Source organism: Desulfofarcimen acetoxidans DSM 771 (assembly GCF_000024205.1).
GTDB lineage: Bacteria > Bacillota > Desulfotomaculia > Desulfotomaculales > Desulfofarciminaceae > Desulfofarcimen > Desulfofarcimen acetoxidans.
Genome location: NC_013216.1, coordinates 99,222 through 125,909, shown reverse-complemented (window position 1 = coordinate 125,909; position 26,688 = coordinate 99,222). Strand labels below are relative to the sequence as shown.

Below are 26,688 nucleotides of genomic sequence, written 5' to 3'. Positions count from 1 at the left end.
AAAATGATTAATATAGGTATAGACATAGGATCGAGAACTATTGGAATGGTGGTTTTGCAGCAAGATCAGGTAGTACTGACCAACCTGCTGAACACCGGGTTTACGCCACTAAAGACAGCCGGTGAAATGCTGGCTTCAGTACACCGGGCTCTGCAGGATTTCGAGATAAAAACCGGTTTTCCTGCCAGTCCAGATGAGACAACTCCGAATTCTGTTCAAATTACCGCCACAGGTTACGGCAGACATGCTGCTAAAGCCGAATTCGCCCAGCGGGTAATTACTGAGATTAAGGCCCATGCGATTGGAGTAACCAACCTTTTTCCGCAGGCCAAAACGATTCTCGATATTGGCGGTCAAGATACCAAGGTTATTCAATTAGACAGCAAAGGCAATGTAACTGACTTTCAAATGAATGACAAATGCTCGGCCGGAACCGGTAAATTTTTAGAGGTCATGGCTGCGGCTCTGGGCTACAATTCACCCGAAGATTTCGGTCAAGATGCCCTGCAAGGCAAACCGGGCATCAAAATCAGCAATATGTGCACTGTCTTCGCCGAATCGGAAGCCATCTCATTACTGCACGGAGGTTATACCAGGCGTGACATTGCCAGTGCCCTGCACTCATCAACTGCGGAGAAGGCAGCAAGCATGCTGCAGCGGGTAGGCTTAGAACCGCCTGTTGCCTTTACCGGCGGCGTAGCTTTAAATCCCTGTATTGTCAAAATGTTGGGGGAAATGCTGCAAACTACTCTGCTTATACCGGAAAACCCTCAGTTAGTGGGTGCTTTGGGAGCGGCTCTGGCCTGATATACGGCTACATTTGAGTGAACCTAATAATTAAAATATCAATAGAATTCGATACTAAAAGCTGCCGGTAATTCGGCAGCTTTTTCTTTCCGACATAATTTAACCGGATCCACCGAAATCCGAGCAAAGAAGGATATTTTTTTCTCCCCACTTCAGGCTGATTCTCTGGTATAATTTTATTAGATTTGCTCCTTGAGAACTGAACATATGGGCTTGCAGCGGGAAGGCCGCTGCATAAAATGTTCGCCGTCCGGCAAGAAGCAATCCCAAAGGCTCTACCGCATAAATTGGCCTTATACATGGTCAGGAGAGCCACTAATAACTGGGGTGGGGACCACCCGAAGTTACGCCTGACTGAGATTGTGTGGGATCTGTTACCTTTTTGGCAACAGGCTGTTGTCGATGAAACAGGAAGCTCCCACCTCTTAGGTGGCGGGTGGTCCACTGGTCTAAATAACATAGGAGGTGGGTAAGGTGAAGTCTAAAATTGCTGAAGCTATTGGTTTAAAAACCAAACCCGTAGCCATATTACTCAGTAACGCAAAACCAGAAGATGCCATGCAATTCAAGGAGGGTCGCTGGGGCTGTGTGGCAGCAATGTTTACAGCCGCTGCCATGAAAGGCAAATCAGCGGTATTTGACAGAAAAACCTATGGTTGCCCCGGCGGTGGGGTAGGTTTAGGCTTTGGTAACCTCTACCTTGATTTTCCTGGTGGTTTTGACTATTTCCTCTCTATTGGCAACCCTGAGTTCTGCAATACCGAACTGGGCAAAAATATAGTTAGAATCATGCAATCCTTAAAAGACGGGGAAGCCTATAAAAAGACACCTGAACTGGTAAAATCATTTGTTGACTGGCTGCCAATAACGGAAGTGCCGGCAGAATATGTTATCTTTAAGCCGCTTTCGGAAGTAAAAGAGGATGAGACACCTGAAGTAGTAACATTTCTGGTCACAGCCGACCAGCTCTCCGCCATGGTTGTACTGGCCAACTATGACCGTAAAGGCAGCGAGAACGTAATGATTCCCTTCGCAGCAGGATGCCACAATTTTTTCCTTGTTCCCTACAATGAAGGCAAATCTGATCTGCCAAGAGCAGTAGTCGGCATGACGGATATCTCTGTACGCAAGCACATGCCCAAAGATATGCTGTCCTTTGCCATGCCTTATAAGAGATTCCTGGAAATGGAAGATAATGTAGAAGGGAGCTTCCTGCAGCGGCATTGCTGGCTGGAGGTATTACCTAGAAATAATAGCGGCGATGAAAAATAGTTTTATTGATAGAACGCCAATTAACCAAAAAGAACCCCCCGGCGGTTTACTCAAAGGTATCGGGGGGTTCTTTTCTATTTTAATATTCCACTCTTATTTGTCTATCAGCAATGAACCCAGCAAACCTGACTTAACCATGGAATTAAACACTATAAGTCCCAGCGGGCCTAAAATCAGACCCCAGAAACCAACCAATTCAAAACCAATAAACAGAGCAACCAAAATGCCAATAGGCTGTATTCCTAATTTATCGCCGAGAATTTTCGGCTCAATAATGTGCCGGACTACAGAGACAGTTACCATTATAGCTATTAACTCCAGAGCAAAAGATTCCAAACAAAAAAATGCCGAGTAGATAGCCCAAGGCACCAAAACAATATTTACGCCTAAAAAAGGAATAAAACTAGCAAAAATACACATAATCGTAATGATTAAAACAAACTGTGATTTAATTAGCAATAACCCTATCAGAATTATTAATCCTGAAATTAAAGCTATGATTAGCTGTGCCTTTAAATAACCAACTATACCTATCTTTGTATCGTTGACGATCTGAGAAGTTTTTTTCCATAAATCCTCTGAAATTGAACATTTTAACCTTTCCTTGTACTTGGGCCACTCCATGCTAAAGAAAAATATATACATAACAACTATAACATAAATCAAAAGCTTATCCGGAACAGTCTTAAGTAAAACAAAAACAACTTGAATAGTTTTTGAAATCATGCCTACAATATAATCATTCACCTTATTTGAATACTCTTTTAAATTATAAATAAACTCCTCCGGCAGGATATTTTGATAATGTGACATTCTCTCCAACAAAAACTGTTGTTTCAATTGAAGCGCTTTTACAATAGCGGGATATTCATTAATCAACGTGTGAATCTCCGCTGTCAATCCATAAACAAGCCACATGGTTAAGAGACCTGTCAAAAGCACAATGGCGAATACTACAAATAACACTGAGTAGATACGCGGCACTGAATTCCTTTGCAATTTAACAATCAATGGTTCAAGCGTCAAGGATATGATTGTCCCTACCAAAAAGGGAAATGTTAAATGATATGTGAGCCTGAATAGATAGTAAATACCGTACATCGTCAGCAACAATAGAACAAGATTTATCAAGAAACGCATATTCTTAAGATAGAACACAATCATATAAATATGTACACCTTTCTTTCTACTACCAACAAATACCTTTTATTTCTATTTTATTGTTTACATTCTATCAAAAATTTATCATATAGTAAAGTTTACTCTCGTCAGAAGCATTTAATTAAATGCTTCTGACGTTTGCAACCCTGCTCATTTCTATAATAGTTTGGCTTGTATAACCAAGAAAATAATATGTTATAAGAACTAGAAAAAGAGGGCTTAAAGCCCTCTTTTTCCCAAGCAACCATCTCTACATTCACATGCTGCCAAATCAAACTCTGCATATCATCCCCACGTGCAACTATTCAGCTTAAACTATGAACCCGAGAAACATTAAAATTAATTGCTCAGTGTCAAAACACGGTCTAGAAAGTCAATCTTCCCGAACGCTGTCATTAAATTTCTTGAGAATCCGTTCATTTGAAACACCTTAAAAACACTATCCGAGGACTGGTCACTAGTTATACTCCGGAAAACTTATTTTGTTTCCAAAAATACATGCAATCCGAGTCGCCGTAGAGGATGGTGCTTACTCTTATTATATTTAAAGTAAATATAAATTACAACTGTAATTTATTGGGATTTTCATTTTTGCGATTCAGTACAACCAGAGATCAATTCGCGGTTTTTCTTTCAATAAGCTTACCCAGCCCCCGGGCTGCAATATGGGATCACCCAATTGGGAACGACCATCCCTGCCATTGGTGGCATTTGCCAGTACATGATTATTAGACAATATAAACTTCTCCCCTGTCTCCAAATCCCTGACAATTGCCCCTAGAGTGCCGGCTGTACTCTTATAATGCGCAATACTTACGCCCGGCTGCGCGGGACGGCCACGATCCGTACGCCCTAAAAGCCTAACTGTTCCTATTTCTACAACATCAACTTCCAAATCATTAATTTTTTTAGGCAGCACTTCAGTTCCGTAAATCTCAGCCTGTGGCAGCTTTTTCTTCACAAATACTACTATAGCCGTTTTTCCTGTATCCTCTCCTCTGGTTAACTTCGTGCCAACCCCAACCCCAACAACATTTTTTCGCCGCAATATTTTTTTGCGGTGAACTTTCATAACATTTAAAAACCTGTCCATAAACACACTCCCTCTAGGAGATTGTTCAATATCTCCTCATCATCATATGCAGAGTTTTTATCAGGGGTTCGGTGTTGTGTATTTAAAAATCTAGCTTAAAGGTTTTTGTTCAATTGAGGATTTTGGAATACCTAAGCGATGTTTGCCTCTGGTTTCCATGCCGCCCACGCCTTCAAAACCTGTAATAGTGCCGGATATCACTTCCTTTAGAGGTATTGCTTCATAAATAGATGTATAGGCGATTTTTTCAACAATAAATACCGGGTCAAAAGCATGGATTAAAACTCTTTTAGGTGAACTTGCAAAATTGGCACCTGCATCCAACATGGCCTCATAATGTGACTGACAGGCACCGGCAAAAATAATCAAATCATCCATATTTTTTTCATAGCGTCTGGCTGACTTGATTGCTTCTACGTAATGTCTGGAATTATGATAATTCTTCAGGTCAGAAAAGTCTTTTTGCCCTTTAATGAATCCATCATGACCGGTTAACACCACAATATCAGGATTATGCTTTTCCAACAGTTCTATTATCTTCTCCGGCTGTTTTTCTTCGCTCACATTATAACCGTGCGCCGGTATGCTCATTTGCTTATACGTCGTCATACACAAGTTTAAATAATCCTTATCGCCATCTACATGCAGCACCTTGCCGGGTATATCAAAACTCTCAATTCTGTCACCGGTATTTCTCATGATACTTCTCTGATGAGCTTCCTGCCGCCTGGAAAACACTCTTTTCATTTCCTCATAATTCCTACTCATCATTTTATGCCAATAAGCATTGACATGGGTGGGATCAATTTTCACTAAATCACTTACAGCAGCAGTAGCAGTAAGCCTTAAATCCATTCCCTTTAATTTTGCCATTTGCTGCCCGGCTACATTTGTATATATGTTTATTACCTTAAAAAATATGTCGCACCCGTAGGAAGATCGGCCGACTATATCACCCACCTTAATATTCATAGACATCTCCCCTTTAGCATTTTTTATATATTATTGATACAACAGACAATTTGTGAATTTATCACCTACTTAATAGTAATATTTATGAAAAATAGCATTTTATTAGCAAAAATATTCATGATTAAAACCTCAAAAGACCGTACCACATATAGTAGTACGGTCTTTTGATATATATTTATAATATTTTGGCAAATGACATCTGTTAATAATAAAGATTTTTTGAATATGCAGCTTTGATATTTTCAGCTGTATCCCTAAATATACTCATTAGACAGCACCGTCTCGGACTTGTTAAACCGGTCCGCACACCAGGATGCGGCTACTGAATAGGGTTTAACCCTGCACTGGAAACCGGAGCCGGCTACCATGCCGATAACTTCTTTTAGCATTTTATTTGTTTCCCCATTTTCACCTATGTCAACATGTATCTCTACCTGAACATCTAAGTTTATTCGCGACAGATAATCCGCTAGCTGGCCGGCAACCCCTAAACTATAAGCAGCCTCGCTAAAAATTCTCTTTTGCATCACCGGTATTTTTCGCACAGTATTTTTATGATAAAAAAATATAGCTCCCCTGCCGACCTTATGCAGAATAATAGCAGTAACGAAAGTGGTATTCTTCCTGGTTTGTGAATCACAGCCTACCATTAAACGGAAGGAGTCATGATTATAACCTTTCTCCATTTCCTCTTTTATCTTTAATAACACCTGAGAAAAAGTCATAACCCCCTTAGACGGACTTATCCACATACTTATTGCCTCCTAATATAACGGAATTTGTTCACCTTCCTGATATACTGTTGACAATTCTTTCAATGTCTCATATACACAATTGGAAAGCATGGCAAAATCCTGCAAAGAAAAGGTTTCGCCCCTGCGCATTGGGTCTATACCCGCTTTCTCCAATATAATTTTCCACTCTTCCTTCATTAATCCCCAATTAGATCCTTGCATCGCGTTTAAAACTGTCTTTCTTCTTTGGTTAAAGGCGGTTCTGACTAAATTAAAGAATAGTTTTTCACTTTTCAGCTGCACCGGCGGCAATTTTCTTTTTATTAGCCTAATTACCGTAGAATCTACTTCGGGTGCAGGTATAAATACTGTTTTGGGTACACGACAGATTATCTCAGGCTCAGTATAATACTGCACTGCCACGCTTAATGCCCCGTAATCTTTTTTTCCCGGTGGGGCTGTCATTCTCTCAGCCACCTCACGTTGTACCATTATAACAATCAATTCCACATTGAATTTACTTTCCAGTATATGCATCAATAAAGGAGTAGTAATATAATAAGGTAAATTAGCTATTACTTTATAGCTGCGACTTTTGCCACCTGCTTCTGCATAAACCAAACGGTCAAAATCTGTTTTCAGGGCATCTTGAAAAATTACCTTTGTATTGCTATATTCCTTTAAGTTAACTTCTAAAATAGGCTGTAATTTCCGATCAATTTCTATAGACAAAACCCGGCTAACTTCATCGGCAATAGACTGAGTCAAAACACCCAGACCGGGCCCGATTTCTACAACCAGATCCTCACTTCTTAAATCCGCAGCAGATATTATTTTACTGATAATATTGCTGTCTATTAAAAAATTCTGTCCCAATTTTTTATTAGTGTGAAAATTAAACTCTTTAAACAGGTTAAAAACCTTCGACGGTGAAGACAACTCCGACAACTATAACCCTCCCGTTGCAATACACTTATCTACAGCATATTATACCATTTAATACGGTTAATATTAAAATTTCTTGTTAAGTTAACGTTGATTTTTTGGTTTAAGTCACATAAAGCTACTTTAGCGCAGCCACAATTTTCTAGAGTAAAAAAAATAGGGGGTTTCCCCCCTTTATCCCAGTACATATACTTTTACCTTCCGTACACCCCATTTTCTGCACTGTTGTTCAGATTCCAAAAATACATCAACTTTATTTCCTTTTATTGAACCACCTGTATCAACAGCTCTTCCGTAACCATAGCCTTCAATATAAAGTCTGGTGCCAATTGGTATCACACGCGGATCTACAGCTACGGAACCGACTGAAGGAGGTATACCGGAAGCGGTATTACGGCCTGTATAAGTATAAGCAGTTGCAATCACATACATTTCCTGTGAGTATTGGTATGTCTGGCCGCTACGATCAATTGTCTGCTGCTTCGTACCATAATCAACTATTTTGGATACGGGAGTTGATACAATTTGACTGCCAACCATTTGACTGCTGACTTCTTCTCCGTTCCTGTAAGTAACCTGCCAAATCTGTTTTTCGGTTCCGGCTTTACCGGCACGAGATATCCTGGTTATGCCTCTGGATAGTGACGGTGTGTATCTGGTCTCTGTGCGATAAGCAAGCTGAACTTCCTTCTCTATAGTCTTCTGCTCTACACGGGTAACCTGAATTTTCATACCGGGTGAGAGCTTCTCATTGAGAGCCGGTATAACCTCATCCCTCTCGTTTAATCCAATTTTCTGCTCATCAATTAATTGCTTCACATTTTGAGCTGAACTGGTTATCTCCAGTTTCTCACCGGCTACATCAATACTGACCGGCAAAGCTCTGATAACTGCTACTTCTAATCCGTCTGTCAGTTTTGTATCAGGTTGAGGAATTAACCTGTCTTTTTCATTAAGCTTTATTTTTTTCTGTTCAATCAATTCCTGTACATTTGAAGCAAAAGTTTTAGTGATAATCTTTTTGCCATCAACCGATAGAGTTATATTTTTTTGTGCCCAGTTAAAAACAGATAAACCAATTGCAGCGCACAAGGCTACTCCGGCAACAACTGCCAACACATTAACCTTTTTGGCGAAGAAACCTCGCTTACCTGCCACAACGGCTGTCACCAGCTCGGATTCCACTCCGCCATTACCAGCATTTTCCTTTATCCATATTTCCACTTCCGGCTCACTAAGGCCGCTATCTGTTGCCAGGGCATATTCGCCAGCTTCCTCTACAGGATTAACAGCCTGCGAAAGAGCACCCGGCACACCAGCATTATTTTCGATATCGATCCCGGCATCAATCTCAGACTCAACACCGGTAATGCTGCCGGCATTGATCTCAGACCCCCCACCGTTCGTAATCCCGGTATCAGTCATAGAAACAACATCGTAATTTCTTTCGGTATAGCTTCCAGACCCGGCACCGATCTTGATCCCGGCATCGATCTTGCTCTCAACACCTTCCAAAACACAGGCATTGAGCAAATCTGCAGAAATATTGTTAGCTGTATTAAGGTTTACCCCTATTAATTTTTCACATTTACCCATACTAGGCCTCCTTTACGCCATATTTTGTGTCAAGCCTCCCTTTCCTGATTTTTAAATAATGGTCTAATAATTACCACTTTAAGCGACTATCAAGCCGGTTATCTTTAATATATATTCTATGCCGTTATATATTTTTCCTGCATATAAACACCAATAAATAAACCCCTTAATAAGGGGTTATTTATTAGAATTCGACTCCTTTCTGAGCAACTATACCCTGCTTGTAAGGGTGTTTAATTTCCTTCATTTCTGTTACGAGGTCACTTAATACGATTATTTCTTCCGGCGCGTCCCGGCCTGTCAGTACTAAATGCAAATCATAAGGCTTACTCCGCAATAATTCCAGCAAATCTGAGATTGTAAAAAAACCATACTTTATGCCGTAAAAAACTTCGTCTAAAATAACCATACGGTATTTGTCGGAACCAATTATCTGAGCAGCCAACCCCAATGCTTCAATAGCTGCCTGTTTATGCTGCTCCTTTTGTTGCTCGGATAAGTTCCGAACAAAACCCAAACCCATTTGCCTTATTTCAAAATTTGGACCGAGCTTTTCCTCCATAAGTAATTCGCCGTACTCTCTGCCACCCTTGATAAACTGCAATACAATTACCCTCATACCCTGGCCCAGGGCTCGTAAAGCCATGCCCAGGGCAGCGGTGGTCTTTCCCTTACCGTTACCGGTAAAAGTCATAATTAACCCTCTGGCGTTTTTTTCAGACACATTTACACCTCCATTTTAAAAAAGCGGCTAATCCTCCAAAGCAAATAATTTTATTGCATTATTATAAATGATTGCTGCCGCCTCCTCATAACTAAGACCTTTTAATTCGGCAATTTGCTGTACTACCAGGCCTACGTGAGCAGGTTCATTTCTCTTGCCCCGGTGCGGATGAGGCGTCAGATAAGGGCAATCGGTTTCTGCTAAAATTTTATCCATGGGAACCCTGGCAGCCACATCTTTAAGCTTGCCGGCATTTTGAAAGGTCACAGGCCCGGCAAAAGAAATATTAAGACCCAACTTTATACATTGCTGTGCCACTTCCCAACTGCCGGAAAAACAATGCATCACTCCACCTGCAGGACCTATTCCAACCTCCTGCAGCATATCCAGGACATCTTTATGTGCGTCCCGGTTATGAATAATTACAGGTAAATTTACCTTTTTACATAGCTCCAGTTGAGCCCGAAATATTTGCTGCTGTATCTGTCTTGGAGAAAAGTCATAGTAATAATCCAAACCAATTTCTCCGATAGCCACTACTTTTTCTCTGTGGGCCAGCTCAAACAATTGGTCCAGGTAATCCTCAGGAGCATCTTTTGCATCATGAGGATGTATTCCTACCGCAGCGTAAATCCCGGAATGTTGTCTCGCCAGCTCGATACCGGCCAGAGAAGACTCAATATCGCCGGCTGCATTTATAATTTTTACCACCCCGGCAGTACCCGCTCTGGCTATAACTTCGTCCCTGTCCTGCTCAAACTTCTGGTGGTCCAAGTGAGCATGGGTATCAATAAGCATATCTCCACCTCATAAATGTAAAATCTATTCTTTTTCCAAGGTTTTTAGATCAATCCGGGGAAAGATAGCATCACCTTTAACTACCCGCGTTCCAGCGGGTAAATTGCCCCACTCCAGAGCTTCCCAAACATGCAATTCCGGTTGGTTTCCTATGGCCAACTGCTGCCAAACCATAGAAGGGAAATTAGGCATAAAAGGAGTAACCATAACAGTAACAAAACGGATAGTTTCCGCCAGGTTATACAACACTGTAGCCAGCCTTCCTCTCAGTTCCGGGTCCTTAGCCAGGCTCCAGGGAGATGTCTCCTCAACATACTTGTTGGCCCGCCCCACCAACCGCCAAACGGCAGCCAAGGCACCCGATATATCCCGGCGCTCCATAAGATCATCTACTTCGTATTTTGTCTTTAAAGCCAGACTGATTAAATCCCTGTCTTCAGCCGGAGCTTCCTCTGAACCAAGGTATTGTTCCAGTAATACCGGCTCCCTGGGTGTTTCGGGTTCCTCCAGCACACCTTTGCTGAACTTAACTATCATAGAGGTGGAGCGGCTGATCAGGTTGCCCAGATCATTGGCTAAATCGATATTAATCCTGTTTACCAGAGCCTCCTCTGAATAATAACCGTCAGAACCCAGAGGCAATTCCCTTAAAAGGTAATAGCGAATGGCATCTACCCCGTACTTATCACAAAGCTCCAGCGGATCAACAACGTTTCCTTTTGACTTGGACATCTTGCCGCTGTCCAGCAAAAGCCAGCCATGACCTAAAACCTGCTTGGGCAGTTCTATACCTGCAGCCATTAGCATTATTGGCCAAATAATAGTGTGAAATCTTACGATATCTTTACCCACCAGGTGCATATCAGCCGGCCAATACTTTCTAAATAAGCTGTCGTCCCCGGTACCATAGCCCAGTGCCGAAATGTAATTGGTCAAAGCATCCACCCAGACATAAATCACATGCTTGGGATCAAAAGGAACCTGTATACCCCAGTCAAAAGTTGTTCTGGATACGCAAAGATCCGCCAGACCGCTCTTGATAAAACTAACCATTTCATTGCGGCGGCTGTTGGGCTGAATAAACTCCGCATTATCCTCAATATATTTTAATATCTCGTCGGCATATTTAGACATCTTAAAGAAATAGCTTTCTTCCTGGAGGATCTCTACCGGCCTGCCGCAATCAGGACAATTGCCGTCTGCGTCAAGCTGGTACTCAGTCCAAAAGGTCTCGCAGGGAGTGCAATAATGTCCTTCATACTGTGCCTTATAAATATCACCCTGATCATAGAGCTTCTGAAAAATATCCTGTACTACTTTTTTATGCCTTTCCTGAGTAGTGCGGATAAAATCATCGTAGCTAACGTCCAGCTTTTTCCATAAGCTTTTAAATCCGGCCACAATTTGATCCACATATTCCAGGGGTGACTGGCCTTTTTCTTTAGCTGTCCTCTCAATCTTCTGACCGTGTTCATCTGAACCGGTTAAAAACCAAACATCATAACCCTTCATCCGTTTATAGCGGGCAAAGGAATCCGCCGCTACGGTAGTATAAGCGTGACCTATATGAAGTTTATCGCTGGGATAATAAATTGGCGTGCTAATATAAAATGTAGGTTTGCTCAAAATTTCAACCGCTCCTTTCCCTTAAATAAAAATACCCTAAAAGAGCCTGCTCTTCTAGGGACGAAGTTAACCTCCGCGGTACCACCCAAATTACCGCACCTAAATAAAAACATCAAAAAAAGCACAATAAGCACGGTCTCTTTTAAGTATGCTAACGGGTACTCTACCCGGCCCGGCCTACTGTGTCTTTCGCCAAAATCGTAAACCGTCATATCCTAAATGAAGCCGGTGGTTACCCCAAAACCAACCCCATTGTCGAAATTTGACGATACACTTTGCTTACACTTTCGCCGCAACATCTTCGGCGATCTCTGTAATAAGACGGCAACACATTTCTGCCAGCAGCTCTAAGGCCATGTTCACCGGGCTTACCTGACGGGCTTTCACCCTACCCCGCTCTCTGCACAGTTACACCGGGTTACTCTTCCTCTTCCACGCCTTTGTTTTATTTAGATTTTAAAATATTCTACTAAAGATATCCCCAGCTTGTCAAGTTTTACCTTGCTTTTATACTTCTTCGGTAAATGCAAGTACAATTAACAAATTTTACTTTAAGTATTGCCAGAGCAATATTTACAAGGTATACTATAATTATTATTTTAAGACAAATTACATCACAAATTGGCGCAATTGACGAATCGTACGACATTATCTGCAAAATTAAATTAATAATTAATTACGAACAGTTTCTAATTGAGTCGAATTTTAAAAAAAACCGGCAAATATGCAAAAAAAAATGTTGACTTATACTGCCAAGCTTGGTACCATTTAGTTGCGGCTATTTTGTGGTAGTTTGTTGGACAAGTTATTATTTCTGAGGGGGGGAGCTTTTTTGAAATCTACAGGTATAGTAAGAAAAGTTGATGAGTTGGGACGGGTGGTAATCCCCATAGAATTGCGTCGAACCTTAGGTATCGATGAAAAAGACGCATTGGAGATCTATGTGGATCATGAAAAAATAATTCTGAAAAAATATGAACCGGCCTGCGTATTTTGTCATAATGCTTCAGATGTGCAGCATTATAAAGGCAAGCTTGTCTGCCGCGAGTGCGCTACTGCTATGTTTGAAAATGTAAAAGATCAAGCTATATAACTAATTAAAAATTATTAGGAAAACCTCCGGGACAAGCACCGGAGGTTTTCTGCCTTTAAACCAAGGAATAAATTTTCATCTTAGAAGATTTTCTTTCGACTGAACATAGTGACTATAGACCTCTTTCTTAGGTATACCTCGAAGAACAGCCACCCTTTTCAATGCCTCTTTTCTGTCAAGACCCTGCAATAAAAACAATTCTACATGTTCGGCAATTGTCATATCGCCCCATAAATCGGCAACCTCTCCACTTTCCGACTCTCCCGCGCCTTCCACTACAACCGTAAATTCACCTCTTGGCCTGTCAGTCTTAAGAGAGTTTATTGCCTCACTGGCAGTACCCCTGACAGTCTGCTCAAATTTTTTGGTTAATTCCCTGGACAGTGAAATGCGCCTATCACCCAAGCAATGCATCACATCTTGCAGCATTTCGGTAATACGGTGCGGCGCCTCGTAAAATACCAGTGTTTCTGTCTGCTTTTTTAATTCAATCAGCCTATCCCGTCGCGCCTTTTTGGAAGCAGGCAAAAAACCGGCAAACATAAAAGAACGGGTAGAAAAACCGGATATCACTAAAGCTGCAATTACCGCCGATGCTCCGGGCAGAGGAATAACCTCTATCCCGTTTTCTATAGCCAATGCCACCATTTCCTCACCGGGATCAGAAATACCGGGCATGCCCGCATCAGATACCAAAGCTATATGTTCCCCCGCAAGCAGCTTTGTTAACAAAAATTGGCTCTTTTCTTCAATATTATGCCGGTGATAGCTGGTTAAGGGAATATGTATGTCATAATGACTGAGTAACTTTCTGGTGTGCCTGGTATCCTCGGCAGCAATCAGATCAACTTCCTTTAATACACGCAGAACACGCAGCGTAATATCCTCTAAATTACCGATGGGAGTGGCACACAAGTATAGTTTTCCGGCATTATTACTCATGATTTTATGGTCAATCCTTTTAAAATATAGTAAAAAATATTATGTATTCTTTTGCTCCGCACCGCTTTTTTGCAAAAGCGCCTGACAAAAAAGACAGTCATTGGATCTTTCCAATCCAAAGGAAAGATTGCAAATATGAAAACCCCTATCATATATTGTGATCAAATTTTTTAAGCCAATCCCAACATCCTCCCGATCACCGGCTGCACTATTATTTACCTGTTCACTGTTATAACAGCTAAGTGCCAATTCACGCCGTAAATTAGCATTTTCCTCCTCAAGGGCATATACTCTTACTGATAATTCTTGAATATCTCGTGACAGTTCCTGTAATTTCTCCTGAGATCTTTTCATTAATTGGGCCAGGGACAGCAATACCGTCACTCCTTATTCTTAAAAGTTACTTCATTAATTGGATAACTTTTAATAATTTTACTTTCTTTCAATTCAACACTAACAGTCCTTTTAAAAATATTTCTACCCGTAACCTTACCCTCACCGTCAGGTGAAATAACTCTGCTGCCGGCCTCAGGGAAATTTTCTCTCTCCTGTTCATAGAGTTCATTTTCATACTTCAAACAGCACATCAATCTGCCACATATACCTGAGATTTTCGTCGGATTAAGCGACAGATTCTGTTCTTTAGCCATGCGAATAGAAACAGAAACAAAATCAGATAACCAGGAGCAACAACATAATTCCCGGCCACAGCAACCTAAACCACCTATCATCTTAGCCTCATCACGTACTCCGATTTGTCTTAATTCGATACGAGTGCGAAACACCCCGGCTAAATCCTTGACCAGTTCCCGGAAATCGATCCGCCCGTCAGCAGTAAAATAGAAAATAATTTTATTCCCGTCAAAAGTCTGTTCTACATTAACCAGTTTCATCGGCAGGTTATGCTTGGCTATTTTCTCTTCAGCTACCTGAAAGGCCCTTACTTCTTTTTCCTGATTAATTTCTATCTGGTCCATATCTTCTTTTTCAGCCTTGCGAATCACCTTTTTCAGCGGCTGCACAATATCTTCCTCAGCCACCTCCATACTCTCAGAAACCACCTGACCGAACTCTATCCCCCTTGCCGTTTCCACAATAACATTATCACCTTCAGATAATTCAAAACCATCAGGCTCAAAAAAATATATCTTTCCCGCCTTTTTAAATCTTACTCCGACAACCTTGTAGGGCATAGTCAGTGCTCCCCTCTTCCTAAACGGGTCAAACTCAGCAGCAGCACATCCAGTGCCGCACGCCGGTTAGCGTTGCGCATTAATTTATATTTGGTCATCTCAGACATTTCCAAAGCGTTTACCAGTTTTTCCAAAGTATAATGCTCTGCTTCCGTATCTATTACATCCAGCTTGTCCCGGTTAAAAACGAGCTTTTCGTTATGTGAGGACTTCCAAATTAATAAATCCCGATACCATAATGAAAGCATTTCCAACATTTCAAAGATATTTACTTTTTTACCCAAAAGCTCTTCAACTTCTTGTAACAACAAAGAAATGGCCGAGCGCCTGGTACTTTGGGACAAGCGTATAACCAGCTCTCTTAGTTTATATTGTTGATCGTCATTAAAGTAGCTTAAAGCTCTGCCAATACTGCCTCGTGCCATCTGCGCAGCTAAACCGGCTTTTTCCTGATTAACACCGGATAATTGGATGAGCAATGAGGAAATCTCCTCCAAACCAAGATCTTTAAAAGACATCGGCTGACATCTGGAAATTACCGTCGGCAGCAGCAATTCCGGCTCAGCTGAAATCAAGATAAATACAGTTTGCTCCGGCGGTTCCTCCAAAATCTTCAGGAAGCAGTTAGCAGCTTCTCTGGTCATTCCTTCCGCCTGGTCAATTATAAAAATCTGGTGCTTATTTTGATAGGACTTGTACCTGGCTTTCTGCTGCAAGTCTCTGATCTGTTCAATTTTTATACTGGCTCCGTCAGGAGATATAATATGCAGATCAGGGTGGTTGCCATTCACCAGTTGACGGCAACTTGTACATTTGCCGCAAGCATCCCCACTCCGGTTAAAATCACAAAGAAGTGAGGCTGACAAAGCGAGTGCGGTAGTTTTTTTACCTACTCCATGCTGTCCGGAAAAGAGATAAGCATGGGCCACCCTTCCTGTTGCTACAGCTTGTTCCAGTCCTCTAATCAAACTTTTGTGCCCTATTATTTGGGAAAACATGTGCATGGAAAAACTCCTTTTAGGGTAACAGTTATCAAGCAAATGCAATGTTTTTATATCCTGAGACGCCGACAATAACAAATACCAGCCTCCTGTCATATTTTACCCAAAGGTCGCACCGGTTTAATCTTTTATATATACAATAGCTTTGGATTATTTAAGCAGAGTTTCTGACCTTATTTTATTATTATACCTTACAAAAAAGAATTTTCATACAGTATTGATTTTATCTAAACTGTACCGCTAGCTTTGGAAGGCAGTTACCCACACCGTCTATAATCCGGTCACTTACTTTATTTAACTCTTGATCTGCATTTACAACAAGATAACCGCCGCTTCCGGCACTGTTATTATCTATACCGGTACCTGCAATTTTTAAATAGCCTTCTCTCACTCTTTCGTAAAAAGAAACAGCTTCACTCTCCAAGCGATCCTTTTCTATACCGCTAACCTGGCGGTTGTTCAAGCGTTTTAAAGCTGCGCCCACTGGCAGATCCAATAATATCGTTAAATCCGGCTTTAACCCACCTGCAGCCAGTTGATTAAGATTATGCAAAAAGCTCAGGTCCTGTCCCCGCCCGTACCCCTGGTAAGCCAGTGAAGAGTCAATAAAACGGTCACATATAACTATTTTGCCACTGGATAAAGCGGGCCTAATCCTTTCCTCCACATGCTGTGCTCTGGCCGCAGCATACAAAAGTGCTTCAGTTCTGGCACACAGCTTGTCATTGGCAGGATTCAACAATATGTTCCTGATTAACTCACTGGTAGCAGTGCCTCCGGGTTCCCTGGTCAATAGTACATATTCAGAACCTGCCGGTTGGTTTTTAATTCTATTATGCTGAAGCAAATTTTTATATAAAATATTAATCTGTGTTGTTTTACCGGAACCGTCTATCCCTTCAAAAACAATAAAAACCCCGCGCATATGCTTCCTTCCAATCATTATTATTGGTCGATTATTAATCCAATTTCAATATCCATTTAAAGTAACTAATACCTTAATAATACTGTATCAATTTTTCAGATACCGGCGTCTATCAAAGGACGGTTTTAACTGTGGACAAACTGCTGTCTGCCAGGCCCTGTGTCGGCAAACCCAATTCTCTTACTTTTCTCAAATAATCAATTATATCAGTACTGATTATTTCTCCCGGACATAATAAAGGTATGCCCGGCGGGTAAACCGCTACCCACTCAGCGCTTATTTTATTTTTTGCTTTTACCAGGGCTGTTGTCTCGGTTTTTGCAAACCAGGCCTCCCTAGGTGTCATAGCTTTTTGAGGCAATTCCGTCAGTGCAGCACAAAATCCTTCGGCTCGATAATTTACTATGACACACTTATCCATATTATGCGGCAACTCTTTCTGCATAATGTCTCTTAATGCCTGCACTAAACACAGACAATCCCCTTCTGTTGTTCCAATTGTCACCGGCACGATTAAATTCAGGGCATCTGCCATCTCAATAAAGACACTGTAGCGCTCCGCCAGCAGCCTGGCTATATAATACCCGCTCAGACCACTCTCGGCCACATTTATAACCAGGCGGGTCGGGTCAAATACCTCCGCACCCGGCAAACGGGTTGAAATTTCATTTGATGAAGCACCATCAAAGCCTGCCTGCTGAGCTGTGAGGTGTCTATCGCTTAAAACCTTTATATAGGGTATTTCATCCAGCAAACTCCCGGTTTGAGCTGACAGCATAAGAGCGCGCTGCAACAATTCCCGCCCATGCAGAGCGAGCTGCCGGCGAGCGGTATCCAGAGATGCCATAAGCACGTAGGAAGGGCTGGTTGACTGCACCAGTCTCAGCGAGTCAGCCACCTTTTCGAAATCCAAGAACCCTCCCTTCAAGTGTAATACCGATGACTGCGTCAGGGAACCTCCCAGCTTATGAGTGCTCTGCACCGAGGCGTCAACTCCCAGTGCCAGAGCCTGCTCAGGCAGCTCGGGGTGAAAGGCCAGATGGGCTCCGTGTGCCTCATCAACAAGAAGAGGACAACAAGCTTCATGTGCAATCTCAGCAATGGACTTAATATCGCCTCCCACACCGTAAAAAACCGGGTATACCGCCATGATAGATTTTGCCCCGGAATGCTCATGTAAAATCTTCTTTAAATTTTGTTTTGTAAAACCGGCTGAAAAATTAAACCCCGGTATTATCTCCGGCATAATAAAAACAGGATCAGCCCCGCTAAAAATTAGTCCCGCCATTACCGACCTGTGCATATTTCTCGGCAGGATTACTTTGTCATAATGACCGCAAACCGACATTAATAAAGCCTGAAGCCCGCAGGAAGTCCCGTTTATTAAAAAAAAAGAACGCTCAGCACCATATAAATCGGCAACCAGTTCCTGTGCGTCTGCTATAACACCTTGAGGATTATGTAAGTCATCAAGTCCAGGAATTTCTGTCATATCAATTTTGAAAATATTCTTTCCCGCAAACTGCACCAGAATATCCGGCGCCGCCTTTCCCTGCCGGTGAGCAGGTATATGCAAATTTACCGACCCTTTAGCATGCCTGACTAATGCATCAAAGAGCGGTGCATTTTTTTGGTCCAGCAATGTTTGACAACTCCAATATTTTAAATAATTTATTCTACCACATACATGTGCTGCTTCCAAGGCGTTTAAAGGTTAGTCTGCCAACACTTTTACATCATATTAGTCCTTTCGACAGGCAAAAATATATATAAGGCAAGCGAAAGGAGCTGAATCTGTGACCGGGGAAAAAACCCTTATAAATATCAAACAACTCTCTAAAAAATATCGCACCAATGTCTCAAAACTAATTCAGGCATGGAGAAGGGGACACAGTGATCTGGAAATATCCCGGTCCTACAGAATTAATCTTACTACCTTACGCCAGATAAAGGCCGATATCGAGCTCACTCACAGGCGTATCAGGCTCGAAAAAAGAAAAGAAAAATTTTCGGATTTTTATTCTTCCCCGCAGCACCATATCTTTTTAAGGCCATTTATGTAAAAATTATATTTTGGATCATCAATTTTGATAGTTTTGATTTGCTTCTCACAATCCTCACATATGTATTTTTTATTAATCATCACACCATTATAACCGGTGATTTTTTCCTTATTGCAACAAATACATTTCATTGTGCCACCACCTTTTCTGTTTAATGTATTCTCACCGGTACCTGTCAGTGCCTGGTTATCTCATCTCATTAATTCACACTATTAACCAATATAGACCAAATAATATTTTTTTAACAAGCATAATTTTCCGGAACAACGGCAAAACCCCGCACCCATTATAGAGCGCGGGGTTTCTTACCGAAAAAGCTAACCGCAGGCCTTAATATTATTCTCCGGCCAAGCGTTTATAATTGGCCAATCTCTCCTTAGAGTCTTGTTCAGCCGCTTCAAACAGTTTCTCCGCAATATCCGGGAAAGTCTGCTGCAAGGAAGCATACCGTACCTCACCGGTAAGGAACTCCTTGTAAGAATCTTGAGGCTCCTTAGAATCCAGAATGAACGGGTTTTTACCCTGATCTTTAAGTATCGGATTATATCTGTAAAGGTGCCAGTAGCCCGCTGCCACAGCCTTTTTCATTTCTGCTGTACTGGTACCCATACCGGACTTGATGCCATGGTTAATGCAAGGAGCATAAGCAATAATTAAGGACGGACCGTCATAGGCTTCAGCTTCTGCAATAGCCTTTAAGGCCTGGCTCATGTTGGCACCCAGAGCTATCTGAGCCACATAGATATAGCCATAACTCATAGCCATTAAGCCCATGTCTTTCTTTTTAATCTTTTTGCCTGAGGCCGCAAATTTGGCAACTGCTCCGGTAGGAGTAGCCTTGGAAGACTGTCCGCCGGTATTGGAGTAAACTTCTGTATCCATTACCAATACATTTACATTTTCCCCACTGGCCAATACATGATCCAAACCGCCAAAACCGATATCATAAGCCCAGCCGTCACCGCCGAGAATCCACTGGGACTTCTTAACCAAATAATCCTTCTTCTCTACAATTTCCTCAATAGCCTTATTGCCGCTATAATCAATACCTTCCAGAACAGCCAGCAGTTTAGACGCGGCAGCCTTGGAAGCTTCGGCTTCATTCATGCCGGCCAACCACTCATGACAGGCTTCTTTTAATACGTCGCTGTCGGAAGTCTCTACTACTTGTTTCATTAAGCCAGCCAATTTATCTCTGGTCTGCTTAACTCCTAGATACATGCCGAAACCAAATTCCGCATTATCTTCAAACAGTGAGTTTGCCCAGGAGGGGCCTTTGCCTTCAGAATTAGTTGTATACGGTATAGCAGGAGAACTGGCCCCATAAATAGAGGAACAGCCTGTCGCATTGGCAATCATCATCCTGTCACCGAATAATTGTGTTATAAGTTTTATATAAGGAGTCTCACCGCAACCGGGACAGGCTCCGCTGAACTCAAACAAAGGCTGTTTAAACTGGCTGCCTTTAAGTGTCTTAGGATCGAGTAATTTATCCTTGATACTGACAGTTGCGGCAAACCCCCAGTTAGCTACCTGCTCGCTGTTTTGCTCATCCGCAGACTTCAGAACCAAGGCCTTCTCCTTAGCCGGACAGGTTTCTACACAGTTTCCGCAGCCGGTACAATCCAGAGTGCTTACCTGCATGCGATACTGCAGTCCCAGTTCCTCCAACCCTTTGCCTTTTGCAGCCTTAGTTATAAAAGTTGCCGGTGCCTTTGCAGCTTCTTCACTGTTCAGCAAAAACGGCCTTATGGCTGCGTGAGGGCACACAAAAGAGCACTGATTGCACTGGATACAATTATCCGGCTGCCACTCCGGCACCATTACAGCAATACCCCGTTTTTCATAAGCGGAAGATCCTACCGGCAAACTGCCGTCAACTCTTTCCATAAAGGCACTAACCGGAAGGGAGTCGCCCTCGTTTTTAACCATTAATCGTAAAATATTCTTGATAAAATCAGGCTCATTCTGTTCAACTTCTGCTTCATCCTGCACACCGGCCCAATCTGCCGGTACATTAACTTTGACCAGAGCGTCGATACCGCGATCTACCGCCGCAAAGTTCATATCAACAATATTGTCGCCTTTTTTACCATAAGACTTCTCTATAGAATCTTTCAGATATTTAACAGCATCTTCTACCGGAATTACATTGGCCAATTTAAAGAAAGCTGACTGCATAATCATGTTAATGTGACCACCCAATCCGATTTCCTGGGCAATCTTAACGGCATCAATAATATAGAAATTAATATTGTTTTCGGCTACAAACCTTTTAACCTTAGCCGGAAGTTTTTCTTCCAACTCTTCCTGACTCCACTGGCAGTTGAGTACAAAAGTACCGTTTTTCTTTAAACCCTTCAGTACATCATATTTATAAATATAAGCACTGTTATGGCAGGCAGTATAATCGGAATTTATTACCAGATAAGTTGACTTAATCGGGTTTTTCCCAAATCTCAAATGAGAAATAGTCGAACCGCCGGACTTCTTACTGTCATAGGCAAAATAACCTTGAGCATATAAGTCCGTGTGGTCACCAATAATTTTAATAGCAGACTTGTTGGCACCAACCGTTCCGTCTGATCCCAAACCCCAGAATTTACAGCAAATAGTACCTTCAGCACTGGTATCAACCAGGGGCTCTTCCGGCAGTGATGTGTAAGTAACATCATCTAAAATGCCGACAGTAAAGCGATCCTTAGGATCATCCTGTTTCAGGTTATTAAATACTGCTATTATTTGGGAAGGAGTGGTATCTTTAGAACCCAGACCATAGCGACCGCCAACAATCAGCGGCTTATTTTCTTTCTTATAGAATACATTAACAACATCCAGATACAAGGGTTCACCAACAGAACCATGTTCCTTGGTTCTGTCCATTACAGCAATTTTCTTTACCGTGCCAGGCATGACAGCTAAAAAGTGCTCTACTGAAAAAGGACGGTAGAGGCGTACTTTAACAACCCCAACTTTTTCACCCTTGCTCAATAAGTAGTCAATTGTTTCTTCGATTGTTTCACATACCGAACCCATGGCTACTATTACATACTCGGCGTCAGCCGCGCCATAGTAATCAAAGAGCTTATATTGACGGCCTGTAATCTTGCCGATTTCCTGCATATAGCCTTCTACTATAGAAGGTACTTTTTGATAATAACTGTTGGCAGCTTCTTTACCCTGAAAATAGATATCCGGGTTTTGAGCCGAGCCCCTTACCACAGGATGCTCAGGATTTAATCCCCTGGACTTAAATTCTTTTAATGCCTCATAATCAACCAGCTTAGCCATATCTTCATAATTTATCACTTCAATTTTTTGGATTTCATGGGAAGTCCGGAAACCGTCAAAGAAATGCATAAACGGCATCCTGCCTTTAATAGCTGATAAATGTGCGACACCGGCCATATCCATGGCTTCCTGTACACTGGAAGAAGCCAAAATAGCAAAACCGGTCGGCCGACAGGCCATTACATCCTGGTGATCACCAAAAATTGACAAAGCGTGTCCCGCTATCGCCCTGGCTGTAACATGAAAAACGCCGGGAAGCAGTTCGCCGGAAATTTTATACATATTGGGAACCATCAACAGCAAGCCTTGTGAGCAAGTATACGTGGTCGTCAATGTCCCGGCAGCCAGGGAACCGTGCACTGCACCGGCGGCTCCACCCTCAGACTGCATTTCCACAACTTTCAAAGGTTGTCCGAATATGTTCCTCTTACCATAAGCAGACCACTCATCCACCAGCTCTGCCATTAAAGAAGACGGGGTAATAGGATAGATTGCTGCTACCTCTGTAAAGGCATAGGACATATACGCAGCTGCTTCATTTCCATCCATAGTCTTTGTAACCTTTGCCATTAAAAAAATTCCCTCCTTTATAGATTAACTTAATTAGCTAACTAGTACGAAAAGTTTAATAATAATTTTTTTGTCACTGGTTTAATTAAAAAATCCTATAATTTCTGAGAAGTTATAAAGATAACCTATTACGATATATTATGCTCACATATGTAGTTTTATTTTATAAATCTGCCCTTCTATTCCCAATATTAGTTATACGTATTAGTATAAAACAAAAACAAATGAACGTCAAGAAAAATAATGACCACCAATGTGGTCATTTACATGATAAGATAATTAAGTATTAACAATAAAATAACCCCTGGCAATTGCAATAAACCCGCTGTCAGCATAGTAAGCGGATTTATTGCAAGCTGCAGTCCTAAATGCTTTAGTGCGAAGTTCACAAGCACCAATAAAAAACCACCTATAATAAAATAGAAACAAATGCGCATCAGATATTTAACCGGTTTATAGAATACAGTGCTTACAAGATAAATACCGGTAAAACCCAGCAGTCCCCAATAAATAAATTCCTTTTCCAATTCATAAAGCACCTCCATAAAAACAGCATAATAACTCTGCTAAATTTATATGGATTGAATTGGAATTTATGCCTGTAAATTATCCTGGGCCTGATAAAATAGCTAAATCTCCTGCCTGCCTTCCAATGCTTTGGTCAAAGTTACCCCGTCGGCATACTCCAAGCAAGCACCTACCGGTAAACCATGAGCAATCCTGGTTACCTTAATGCCTAAAGGCTTAATTAATCGCGCCAAATAAAAAGCCGTGGCATCCCCTTCCACGTTAGGGTTGGTGGCCAGAATCAATTCTCCGACTTTTTCCTTATGCAATCTGCTCAAAAGCTCTTTGATCCTCAGATTTTCGGGCCCAATACCGTCCATCGGAGAGATAGCACCGTGCAGAACATGGTAGAGTCCTTTAAAGCCACGGCTCTTTTCCATAGCTATGACATCACGAGGTTCCTGAACTATACATATAATGTTTTTGCTGCGCTTATTGTCGCTGCAAATAAGACAAGGATCAACGTCCGTTAAGTTGCTGCATACGGAGCAGTATTTGATGTTATCACGGGCCTCCCTCACTGCCTCAGCCAACCGGTGGGCTACCTCTTCCGGTGCGTTCAAAAGATAAAAAGCTATTCTCTGAGCAGTTTTAGGACCGACCCCGGGCAATAAAGAAAACTCATTTATCAGGCGACTTACCACTCCGGAATGGTTTAGCAAGAGTATTCCTCCTAAAACAAGCCGGGAATATTCAAACCGCCTGTTAGTTTACCCATTTCCTTGTTAACCATTTCCTGAGAATTCTTAATTCCTTCGTTAACAGCAGCCAGGATTAAATCCTGCAGCATTTCAACATCTTCAGGATCCACCGCTTCCGGTTTTATTTCAATTGCCAGGATTTCCTGCTTACCATTTACCGTAACCTTAACTGCTCCACCACCGGCAGTGCTGACCACAGTCCGGTTAGCCAGTTCTTCCTGCATCTTTAACATATCAGCCTGCATTTTTTGAACTTGCTTCATCATTTTATTCATATTACCGCCCATCAAAATAAAAACCTCCTTATTTAATATATCTTTTTTGTTATGCTTCAAACAAATTGATAATGCTCTGGGTAGTTATATCCTCTGTTTCAGGAATATCCTGTGCCAACTCGCTTACTTCAATAAATTTAAATTGACATTCCCATCCCAAAATTGATTTTATCGTCTGTTTAATTATGTCCCTGCATTTTTGATTACTATCTAACCTTTGCCTGTTAAAGTCATTACGAATACCTATTGAAAGCACATTATTTTCTATTCTGACCGGATACCCGTCTGACAGGGGTACAGCGATAGCCGGCATGGCCTTCCTGATCTCTTCCAAAACGAGCTTCCAGGAATTCTTAACTCTATTTATAGATATATTGTCCCTCTGCTCGTTTTTCTCTGCAACCGGCAAGTCATAACTTTTAACAAGCTTGCTGTTATCAGTATTTTCTGCAAGCAACTTTTCTTGATCATCTGCCGGCAATTTAACTTCCGACGGTAAAGATACTCTCATATCCTGATTATTTTGAATTTCAGTGCTTTCTTTAGTATTAATGCTTTGCAGCAGGTGATCCCGTCTGCTATAAATAAATTTAATCAGTGCCAACTCCAAGATTACCCTTGGCTGGGAGCTGAACTTCATTTTGGGTTCCAGCTCCGTTAAGCAGTCCAACAAAGCCAATAAATATTCAACGGAATAAATTTGATCTGTCCGAGAAAAGTTTTTTATTGCAGTTGGCTCAATGCTTTGGAGCAACAAATCTCTAACACAGGAGGCAAACCCTTTAACAAACATCTTTAAATCCTTGCCTTCCAGGAAAATTTCAGCAATAACTTGCAGTGAACTGCCGGCATCCCCCCGTAAAAGATACTCTAACAAACTATTAATAACCCTTTCATTTACCGTACCCAACAGGTTATGTATATCTTCTTCAGAAATTTCAGCTGTATTGTTAAAAGTTATTATTTGATCCAGAATGCTTAGAGCATCTCTTAGACCGCCTTCCGCCGCTTGTACTATCAATTCCAAAGCAGCAGGGCTGATTTTAACCTGCAAATCCTGCAAAATATCCTTCAACCTGGATGTCATAGGCTCTGCGCCAATACTTTTAAAATCAAATCTCTGACAGCGTGATAAAATGGTTAGGGGTAATTTATGCGGCTCCGTAGTTGCCAAAACAAATATAACATGCTCGGGTGGTTCTTCCAAGGTTTTCAATAACGCGTTAAAGGCTTCAATCGTCAACATATGCACCTCGTCAACAATATATACCTTATATTTACCGCCCGTCGGAGCAAACTTAACTCTCTCTTTTAAATCCCTTATTTCATCAATCCCACGGTTGGAGGCAGCATCAATCTCAATAACGTCTATAGCAGAACCCTGGGCAACAGATACGCAACTACTACACTTATTACAAGGCTCCACACCTTTTATCTGATGACAATTCAGAGCTTTAGCCAGTATCTTGGCTGTACTGGTTTTACCGGTGCCCCTGGGACCGCAAAATAAATAAGCATGTGCAATGCGGTTGTTTTTTAACGCGTTTTCCAGGGTATCAACAATATGTCTTTGGCCCATTATTTCCGCAAATAACTGTGGCCGGTATTCTCTGTACAAAGCACGGTAAGCCATTTACGCTACCTCCAACTCATATGATGCACGGCATGATGAATAATTGTAATATTCTTTAGCTTTATTAACTTCGCTAAGAAAATATTATTTCCTTTTCCTACACATTGAATAATTTCCTAGAGCATAAAAAGAACCGTTCAATAACATTGACGGTTCAGCATATATTTTAAAATAGATTTTTAGCTAAAATTTAAGTCGTGCATCCCGCCTTTGGATAATAACTTCCGAGCGTTACTGCTGTAGGTAGCTCGAACCAGGCAACCTCACGGCACCCGGAGGGCTTCTCTTAGTGCTGCTTCCGTCAGGACCTGACACGGTTCAAGAATCTCCGTCGCGTAAGACCCAATCGTCAACACCCCTTGCAACAGCCTGGCCTCACAAATTACACCCGGGGGCAGGCATTCAACCCCGCTACAGCGGATTGCGGGTACAGGGCACCGCTACCTCCCCGTCTAGCACGACAAATTTATAAAATAAATGGCGGAGAGAGAGGGATTCGAACCCTCGAGACGGGGTTAAAGCCGCCTACTCGCTTTCCAGGCGAGCGCCTTCATCCAACTCAGCCATCTCTCCACTAAGCGCACTACCTAACGTATACTATTAATTTTTAATTGCGGCGATAGCCGACTAAATTATTATACATCTTAATTTAAATGATTGCAAGCGTTTTTAGCTGATTAATTTTAGTCACAAAAAAATAATGAAA

Annotated in this window: 24 protein-coding genes, 1 tRNA gene, 1 other RNA gene and 1 other annotated feature; of the genes, 3 read left to right on the top strand and 23 right to left on the bottom strand. The window is 41.7% G+C overall.

Annotated features, from left to right (window positions below; all coding sequences use genetic code 11):
• Positions 1-3: 3 nt before the first annotated feature.
• Both DTOX_RS00595 and DTOX_RS00585 read left to right on the top strand, forming a co-directional pair.
• On the top strand, positions 4-807 hold the full coding sequence (locus tag DTOX_RS00595) for an acyl-CoA dehydratase activase (protein WP_012813533.1): 804 nt from the start codon (positions 4-6) through the stop codon (positions 805-807).
• Positions 808-1,281: 474 nt separating this feature from the next.
• Positions 1,282-2,079 carry a DUF169 domain-containing protein gene (locus DTOX_RS00585; RefSeq protein ID WP_012813531.1) on the top strand — a complete coding sequence of 266 codons (798 nt, stop codon included), beginning with the start codon at positions 1,282-1,284 and terminating at the stop codon, positions 2,077-2,079.
• A 93-nt stretch (positions 2,080-2,172) separates the two neighbouring features.
• On the opposite strand, the gene ytvI is transcribed toward DTOX_RS00585, so the two are convergent.
• From ytvI to metG, 9 genes are all read right to left on the bottom strand, one after another.
• A complete protein-coding gene (gene ytvI, locus DTOX_RS00580) occupies positions 2,173-3,243 on the bottom strand; it encodes a sporulation integral membrane protein YtvI (protein ID WP_012813530.1) in 1,071 nt (356 codons plus the stop codon).
• Positions 3,244-3,838: 595 nt separating this feature from the next.
• A complete protein-coding gene (locus tag DTOX_RS00575; protein WP_012813529.1) occupies positions 3,839-4,333 on the bottom strand; it encodes a hypothetical protein in 495 nt (164 codons plus the stop codon).
• A gap of 90 nt (positions 4,334-4,423) precedes the next feature.
• Positions 4,424-5,305, bottom strand: a complete 882-nt coding sequence (yabG, locus tag DTOX_RS00570; protein WP_012813528.1) for a sporulation peptidase YabG — start codon at positions 5,303-5,305, stop codon at positions 4,424-4,426.
• A 254-nt stretch (positions 5,306-5,559) separates the two neighbouring features.
• Positions 5,560-6,057 carry a ribonuclease H-like YkuK family protein gene (locus DTOX_RS00565; protein ID WP_012813527.1) on the bottom strand — a complete coding sequence of 166 codons (498 nt, stop codon included), beginning with the start codon at positions 6,055-6,057 and terminating at the stop codon, positions 5,560-5,562.
• Between the two features lie 12 nt (positions 6,058-6,069).
• Positions 6,070-6,987 carry a 16S rRNA (adenine(1518)-N(6)/adenine(1519)-N(6))-dimethyltransferase RsmA gene (gene rsmA / locus DTOX_RS00560; protein ID WP_012813526.1) on the bottom strand — a complete coding sequence of 306 codons (918 nt, stop codon included), beginning with the start codon at positions 6,985-6,987 and terminating at the stop codon, positions 6,070-6,072.
• Between the two features lie 171 nt (positions 6,988-7,158).
• Complete coding sequence (locus tag DTOX_RS00555) at positions 7,159-8,580, bottom strand: 3D domain-containing protein (protein ID WP_012813524.1); 1,422 nt, start codon at positions 8,578-8,580, stop codon at positions 7,159-7,161.
• Positions 8,581-8,764: 184 nt separating this feature from the next.
• Complete coding sequence (gene cobO, locus DTOX_RS00550) at positions 8,765-9,304, bottom strand: cob(I)yrinic acid a,c-diamide adenosyltransferase (protein WP_012813523.1); 540 nt, start codon at positions 9,302-9,304, stop codon at positions 8,765-8,767.
• 27 nt (positions 9,305-9,331) lie between these two features.
• A complete protein-coding gene (locus DTOX_RS00545) occupies positions 9,332-10,102 on the bottom strand; it encodes a TatD family hydrolase (protein WP_012813522.1) in 771 nt (256 codons plus the stop codon).
• Positions 10,103-10,126: 24 nt separating this feature from the next.
• Positions 10,127-11,728, bottom strand: a complete 1,602-nt coding sequence (metG, locus tag DTOX_RS00540) for a methionine--tRNA ligase (protein WP_012813521.1) — start codon at positions 11,726-11,728, stop codon at positions 10,127-10,129.
• A gap of 53 nt (positions 11,729-11,781) precedes the next feature.
• Positions 11,782-12,172: a binding site (T-box leader), on the bottom strand.
• A 388-nt stretch (positions 12,173-12,560) separates the two neighbouring features.
• Between metG and DTOX_RS00530 the strand changes: the two genes are divergently transcribed.
• Positions 12,561-12,821, top strand: a complete 261-nt coding sequence (locus DTOX_RS00530) for an AbrB/MazE/SpoVT family DNA-binding domain-containing protein (RefSeq protein WP_012813520.1) — start codon at positions 12,561-12,563, stop codon at positions 12,819-12,821.
• Between the two features lie 75 nt (positions 12,822-12,896).
• Here DTOX_RS00530 and rsmI read toward each other — a convergent pair whose 3' ends face one another.
• The 14 genes from rsmI to DTOX_RS00470 form a co-directional block, all read right to left on the bottom strand.
• Complete coding sequence (rsmI, locus tag DTOX_RS00525) at positions 12,897-13,763, bottom strand: 16S rRNA (cytidine(1402)-2'-O)-methyltransferase (RefSeq protein WP_012813519.1); 867 nt, start codon at positions 13,761-13,763, stop codon at positions 12,897-12,899.
• Positions 13,764-13,802: 39 nt separating this feature from the next.
• Positions 13,803-14,138 (bottom strand): initiation-control protein YabA, encoded by a 336-nt coding sequence (locus DTOX_RS00520; protein ID WP_012813518.1) that lies wholly within the window; start codon positions 14,136-14,138, stop codon positions 13,803-13,805.
• A 5-nt stretch (positions 14,139-14,143) separates the two neighbouring features.
• Positions 14,144-14,956, bottom strand: a complete 813-nt coding sequence (locus DTOX_RS00515) for a PSP1 domain-containing protein (protein ID WP_012813517.1) — start codon at positions 14,954-14,956, stop codon at positions 14,144-14,146.
• A gap of 2 nt (positions 14,957-14,958) precedes the next feature.
• Positions 14,959-16,035, bottom strand: coding sequence for a DNA polymerase III subunit delta' (gene holB / locus DTOX_RS00510; RefSeq protein ID WP_012813516.1), 1,077 nt, complete (start codon positions 16,033-16,035; stop codon positions 14,959-14,961).
• Positions 16,036-16,180: 145 nt separating this feature from the next.
• Positions 16,181-16,882, bottom strand: coding sequence for a dTMP kinase (gene tmk / locus DTOX_RS00505; protein ID WP_012813515.1), 702 nt, complete (start codon positions 16,880-16,882; stop codon positions 16,181-16,183).
• A 112-nt stretch (positions 16,883-16,994) separates the two neighbouring features.
• Complete coding sequence (locus tag DTOX_RS00500) at positions 16,995-18,524, bottom strand: aminotransferase class I/II-fold pyridoxal phosphate-dependent enzyme (RefSeq protein WP_012813514.1); 1,530 nt, start codon at positions 18,522-18,524, stop codon at positions 16,995-16,997.
• A gap of 375 nt (positions 18,525-18,899) precedes the next feature.
• Positions 18,900-19,076, bottom strand: coding sequence for a sigma factor G inhibitor Gin (locus DTOX_RS21855; protein WP_012813512.1), 177 nt, complete (start codon positions 19,074-19,076; stop codon positions 18,900-18,902).
• Between the two features lie 205 nt (positions 19,077-19,281).
• Positions 19,282-22,806, bottom strand: a complete 3,525-nt coding sequence (gene nifJ, locus DTOX_RS00495; protein WP_012813511.1) for a pyruvate:ferredoxin (flavodoxin) oxidoreductase — start codon at positions 22,804-22,806, stop codon at positions 19,282-19,284.
• 263 nt (positions 22,807-23,069) lie between these two features.
• Positions 23,070-23,333 carry a pro-sigmaK processing inhibitor BofA family protein gene (locus DTOX_RS00490; RefSeq protein ID WP_012813510.1) on the bottom strand — a complete coding sequence of 88 codons (264 nt, stop codon included), beginning with the start codon at positions 23,331-23,333 and terminating at the stop codon, positions 23,070-23,072.
• Positions 23,334-23,435: 102 nt separating this feature from the next.
• Positions 23,436-24,035, bottom strand: coding sequence for a recombination mediator RecR (recR, locus tag DTOX_RS00485; protein ID WP_012813509.1), 600 nt, complete (start codon positions 24,033-24,035; stop codon positions 23,436-23,438).
• 11 nt (positions 24,036-24,046) lie between these two features.
• The gene (locus tag DTOX_RS00480) at positions 24,047-24,364 is read right to left on the bottom strand and encodes a YbaB/EbfC family nucleoid-associated protein (protein ID WP_042316415.1); all 318 of its coding nucleotides are present in this window, start codon (positions 24,362-24,364) and stop codon (positions 24,047-24,049) included.
• 34 nt (positions 24,365-24,398) lie between these two features.
• On the bottom strand, positions 24,399-25,982 hold the full coding sequence (dnaX, locus tag DTOX_RS00475; RefSeq protein WP_012813507.1) for a DNA polymerase III subunit gamma/tau: 1,584 nt from the start codon (positions 25,980-25,982) through the stop codon (positions 24,399-24,401).
• A 195-nt stretch (positions 25,983-26,177) separates the two neighbouring features.
• Positions 26,178-26,443, bottom strand: an RNA gene (gene ffs, locus DTOX_RS21850) — signal recognition particle sRNA large type.
• 17 nt (positions 26,444-26,460) lie between these two features.
• Positions 26,461-26,555: transfer RNA gene (locus tag DTOX_RS00470), tRNA-Ser, on the bottom strand.
• Between the last annotated feature and the right edge of the window lie 133 nt (positions 26,556-26,688).